Source organism: Xenorhabdus szentirmaii DSM 16338 (genome assembly GCF_002632585.1).
Lineage (GTDB): Bacteria > Pseudomonadota > Gammaproteobacteria > Enterobacterales > Enterobacteriaceae > Xenorhabdus > Xenorhabdus szentirmaii.
This window is the reverse complement of record NZ_NIBV01000002.1, coordinates 1-4,818: the sequence shown is the minus strand read 5'-3', so window position 1 is coordinate 4,818 and position 4,818 is coordinate 1. Positions and strand designations below refer to the sequence as shown.

The following is a 4,818-nucleotide window of genomic DNA, read 5'->3' as shown; positions in this document are numbered from 1 at the left end:
CAGCTTTCCTGTTTGACCAACAACCCTGCACTGGAATAGTACCCGCGCAATTGCTGGCCATCGGGGTATATCGTGTGTGTTCGGCGTCCCAGTTTATCGTACTGATACACCAGTGTCCGTCCGGTAAAATCGGTTTCGCGGATAATCTGACCGGCTGCATCTCGCTCATAGCGATAAGTTTCCCCGGTGGAGGCAGTGACTGTATTCAGTCGGGTGAGTCGATCATAGCCAAAGAACAAGGTGGTGCCATCCGGGCGGGTCATTTGAGTCAGTAGGTCAAACGCACCGTAGGTGTAGCGAGTGGTACGGCCTTCCCCGTCAGTGACCGCCGCCACGCGGTGCTCGCTGTCATATTCCAGCTTTTGGGTAACGCCATCGGCGAGGGTGATTTCACTCAGGCTGCCATTATTGAGGCTGGCATGGTCGGGACTGTACTGGTAGCGGGTTTCCTGTTTCAGCGCGTCGGTAAAGCGGCGCAGGCGTCCCAGCGTATCCAGCTCCAGCCCCGTGGTGTGACCGTCCGGCGTCATCACGGCGGCCAGACGTTGCTGTTCGTCATAAGCATAGTGCCACTGACGACCATCGGGCAGCAGGCGCTGGCGCAGTTCGCCATGCGTGCCGTATTGGTAGGCTTCTGTGTGTCCGAGGGGGTTGATGAGCGCCGTCAGGTTACCCTGTTCGTCATACTGAAACTGCCAGCATTCCCCCGTCGGCAGGCAACTTTCGATGAGCTGCCCGTGTTCATCATAATCATAGGTGAACGTTTCGCCTGTCGGCAGTTTCACTTCGGTCAACACACCGTCAGGGTTGTAATCGAAGCTGGTCATCTGACCCGCGGGGTTGCTTTCCCAAACGATTTGGCTGTGACGCCACTGGCGACGGGTAATCCGGCCCAGCGGATCGACTTCCCTTATCACCAACCCGTTTGGGTCGTAATGATAATGACTTTCCCCGCCTTCACCGTCCAAATAGGTGGTGATACGGGCATTATCATCATAACGGAAGCGGTCATGCCAGTAACCACTGGGGGAATAAGTGCTGATGACACGCCCCTTCTCATCATAAGTGAGGTGAAAATCCGTCTGGTCGGTATCGTGCCAGCGGGTCATCCGCCCCTGGGCATCGTACTCATGCCACAGGTGGTTGTGCTGGAATGGCTCACATTCGTTCAGGTAGCCGTGCGTGTCATAGTGGCACGACACCAGCCGCTGGGTCGTCGCCCCTTCAAGTAAATCCACCGTCTGGAGTCGGTTGTCCTTATAACCCAGTGCCAGCCGCACGCCATCATTGCGGATGACTTCAATTAATCGGCCATGTTTATCATAGATAAAATCAATCCGGTTTTGGCGGCGATCTGTGATGGCAGACAGCTTGCGGCTGGTTTCTGTGGTTTGATTGAAATGGTAAATCAACTGGGATTGGCGGTCGGTCAGGCCCAGTTCCCCGTTGAGTTCTCCCGTCAGGACGTAATGAGGAATGTGTTTATTACGGGACTGCACCTGATTGTCGGGGGTGGCGAAATCATAGACTACGCCATCCACATCGGTAAACAGGACTTCATGGTTGCCGATAACCAACTGTCGTGACCAATCATCGGCCCATTTCGATCCAAACAGGCCGCTGTACTTGGCGGTGGAGCGATAAGAGCGGTTCAGGGTAATGGGCAGCAGTCCGGGGATCGCAATGACCGGCCATTCCTGTAAAAAATCACCGGTCGCCACATCAACCGGCTCACTTTTCTTGGTACAGGTTCCATTGCAATTGCCGTCTTTGTTGTTGGACGGCGTGGCGTCATCCTTCGGCTGCTCTTTTTTGGGTTTTACTTCCGGGGTATCTTTCGGTTGGGCTTTTATTTTACCGCCAGAAGAGGGTTTGGCTTTTTTCACCACCACTTTCGCGCCTTGTTTGAGGGCCCCTACTATTCCAGTTAACCAACCAGCACCATCCGCGATCAATGCTCCACCTTGTTCCGCTTTATCCGTGATGTCAAACCGGATGGCATCGACATTGCTCAACTCAACGGCCTTATCGACAGCTTGGTTTAATTTGCCCGCCGCAGCCAGAGCCGTATCACCTATCGTGTCGGCCCCCACGTATTTCAATACCGTACCCGATGCGGACATCATAGTCGCAGGTATTCCGGCTACCCCCCGAAAAACAAACTCCCCCACATCAGGCACGATGTTCCATACCCCTTTTGTTGCGCCGATTGCAGCCTTGCCCGGATTATCCCAGGCAGCATTCAGTTTTTCACCGGCTTCTTCTCCCCATTTTGTCACGTCCTTTTTGGTCTCATCCCACCAATCCCCTGCTTTGTCCAAAAATCCCTTTTCTTGCTCAGTTTCCGGTATCACGGCGGCATTGGCTTCATGCGGCGGATTTGCCCCTTGGGGTGCCTGTCCGACGATTTTACCCAGCGTGTTACCTGTCCCGGTCGGGCTGTCATCGCGGGGTTTATCGGGCAGGGGCTCATTCGGTTCAGGGGGCGTATGCTTCCATTCCTCCAACGGAAACTCCCCGCTTTTAAATTTATCTACCGCGTCCTGTACAACCCGCTTGAACTCCTCAGGCGTCCATGATGCATTTGGACCACCCACCTCACTGGCAGGGAAGATATTGTCCGAATATTTGAGGGCCTTTTCGGCTCTTTCTTGCGTATGAATGGTGAAATTTTCGCAAAATGCCTTGGCATTATATCCCGTAATCTCAATTCTGACTGTCATCGCTTTTTCCTTATGCCCCGTTCATCCAGAATTCATCCCCGTGGCGCAGCACCAGCTTGTTGCCGGCCCGGACCGTGTTGGTATGCGCTTTCGGGTGACATTTGGCACCCACGGTGCCGCTTTTCACGCCGTTGGCCACACCGGGCTGGTCACCAAGGGTCTGTGGCACAAAGCTCTGGGCAAACACCACGACGGGCTTGCCATTGGCACGCACCGATTTCACGGGCACATCGCTGCCGGCCAGTTTGGCGATGACCGGGTAGGGGATCGGCGGAGTTGATGGCCCCATCGGGGTTTTGCACACGTCCGGCAACATACCGACTATCAGCCATTCGCCTGCGGTGCGGGCAAGGTAGTTATCCGCCATGGGCAGTCTCCTTTTCAGGTTCAGGGGGCGCGAGTTTGAGTAACGGGGCATCGGGGTCGATTTCAAACCGTGCCTCTGCTACCCGAATCGGCAGGCTGGTTTTAAAATTCAGCCGACTGGTGATGTGCAGCGTCATGGCTTCGCTGTCGAGGAGCAACGTATCGAGGCGCATCGGAACGGGCAGCAGCATGCCGTTCTGCATCCGCAGCAGAATAAACGGGCGATGCCCCGGCAGGGTGACGTGCAGGTTGCCGCTGGGCATCATACCTTGCAGGATTAGCGAGATGTCAGTATCAGGCCAGTCAATTTGCTGATCAGTCGGGGCACCGTTCCAGTATCGGAAGTCGAAGTCTTTCGGCAGGTAAGGGTGGCGGTTGGCGAGCCAGTCGTCATCGTAGGTACCGGCGAATTGGCGGCGGGGCAGCCACGGGCGACCGATAAAGCCTAGCCCCTGCGGTTGGCTGACAGGGGTATCGGCTGGCAATGGGCCACTCAGTTGCGCGGTAAAATGCTCAACGGTAAATGGTGCATCAGGTTGGGTGATACGCGGCGCGGGGTAACGGGTGAGCTGCTTGGCACTGGCATACCACGGCGTGATAAACCCCGTTCCCAACGGATTGGTTTCACAGGTGGCGTGAGCCAGCGGCGAATTTTCCCCGTCTGGATGTTGCTGGCGCTGTGCCGCGGTCAAACGGTCACTTTCTTTAAGATGTGCGCTCGCGTTGTCATCTGCCTGAATTTTGCATTCACCGCCAAAGGCGTAGCGATAATCCAATGGCAGGGTGGTAAAGGGTTTCGGGTCGGTTAGTTGCCACTCGCCGCTGGCATCACGGATAAATTCCCGTTCACCGGTCACGGTCAGGGTTTTGTCGAGCAGGGTCTGGCCCTGCTTGTTCTTGACCTGCAACCGAACAGGAAACTCTGTACCGGGTTGGTTATCCGGCGCATAAGCCGTGCCGTTGACGATAATGTCACAGCGCGGTTTAAACGGCGCGAGGTCACTCTCCTGCAAGACCTGCGAGGCGTTCATCAGCCCACGGTATTCATCCTGTAAGCACAGGGGAGGGGCGGGCAGCAATTCAGCGATGCTGTGGCCGGTACTGTCCGGCAACAATTGATAGCCGATTTTCATCACCGCGACATGATGTTCGACATCCTCCACATCGAGCATCGAGTAGTTCATTACCGCAAACGGGGTCAGGTTACGAAATTCCATCGAAGTCACTCCTCAATTCAGGTCAATGTCTTTGCCGGTGATTTGCACCGGGCCGCTGGCCTCGAACTTGAATTCTGTGCCCTGGATTGTGATTTTTCCGCTGCTGTCCATGCGCAGGGTGCTGGCACCGCATTTCAGTTCAATCACATCCCCGGCCGTGATGGACAGGGTATTACCGACTATCACCGATTTGTGTACCCCCACCTGCTCGCTTTGGCTGAGAGCCACAGCGGTATTCATCGCCGCCCCGACGGTCAGGGCGTAGCCGAGGCCGACGGTATCGGTGCGGGTAAGATTCACGGTGGACATCTGATGCCCCTTGATATGCAGGGTCTGGTTTTTGTCCACGGTCTCCGTGTGATTAGCCAGCACCTTGGTATCGCGGTTATTGAGTACCTTGGTGTTCATGTCTTTCTGTGCATGAAGGGAGAGCTGTTCACTGCCTTTTGCATCCTCAAACAGCAGTTCGTTGTAGCCTTCCCCTTTATGGGTCTTGGAGCGGAACGCCATCT

4 protein-coding genes are annotated in these 4,818 nt (G+C 55.5%); all 4 read right to left on the bottom strand.

The window, feature by feature from the left end; translation table 11 throughout:
* Positions 1 to 2,723, bottom strand: a 2,723-nt coding sequence (locus Xsze_RS10060) for a DUF6531 domain-containing protein (RefSeq protein ID WP_143707584.1), incomplete at its 3' end; no start/stop codon positions are given.
* 10 nt (positions 2,724 to 2,733) lie between these two features.
* Positions 2,734 to 3,090, bottom strand: a complete 357-nt coding sequence (locus tag Xsze_RS10055) for a DUF4150 domain-containing protein (RefSeq protein ID WP_038242119.1) — start codon at positions 3,088 to 3,090, stop codon at positions 2,734 to 2,736.
* The gene (locus Xsze_RS10050) at positions 3,080 to 4,306 is read right to left on the bottom strand and encodes a DUF2169 family type VI secretion system accessory protein (protein ID WP_038242122.1); all 1,227 of its coding nucleotides are present in this window, start codon (positions 4,304 to 4,306) and stop codon (positions 3,080 to 3,082) included. Before Xsze_RS10050 ends, Xsze_RS10055 begins: the two co-directional genes overlap by 11 nt.
* A gap of 12 nt (positions 4,307 to 4,318) precedes the next feature.
* Positions 4,319 to 4,818: bacteriophage T4 gp5 trimerisation domain-containing protein (locus Xsze_RS10045; RefSeq protein WP_084616399.1), on the bottom strand; the 500-nt coding region annotated here is incomplete at its 5' end.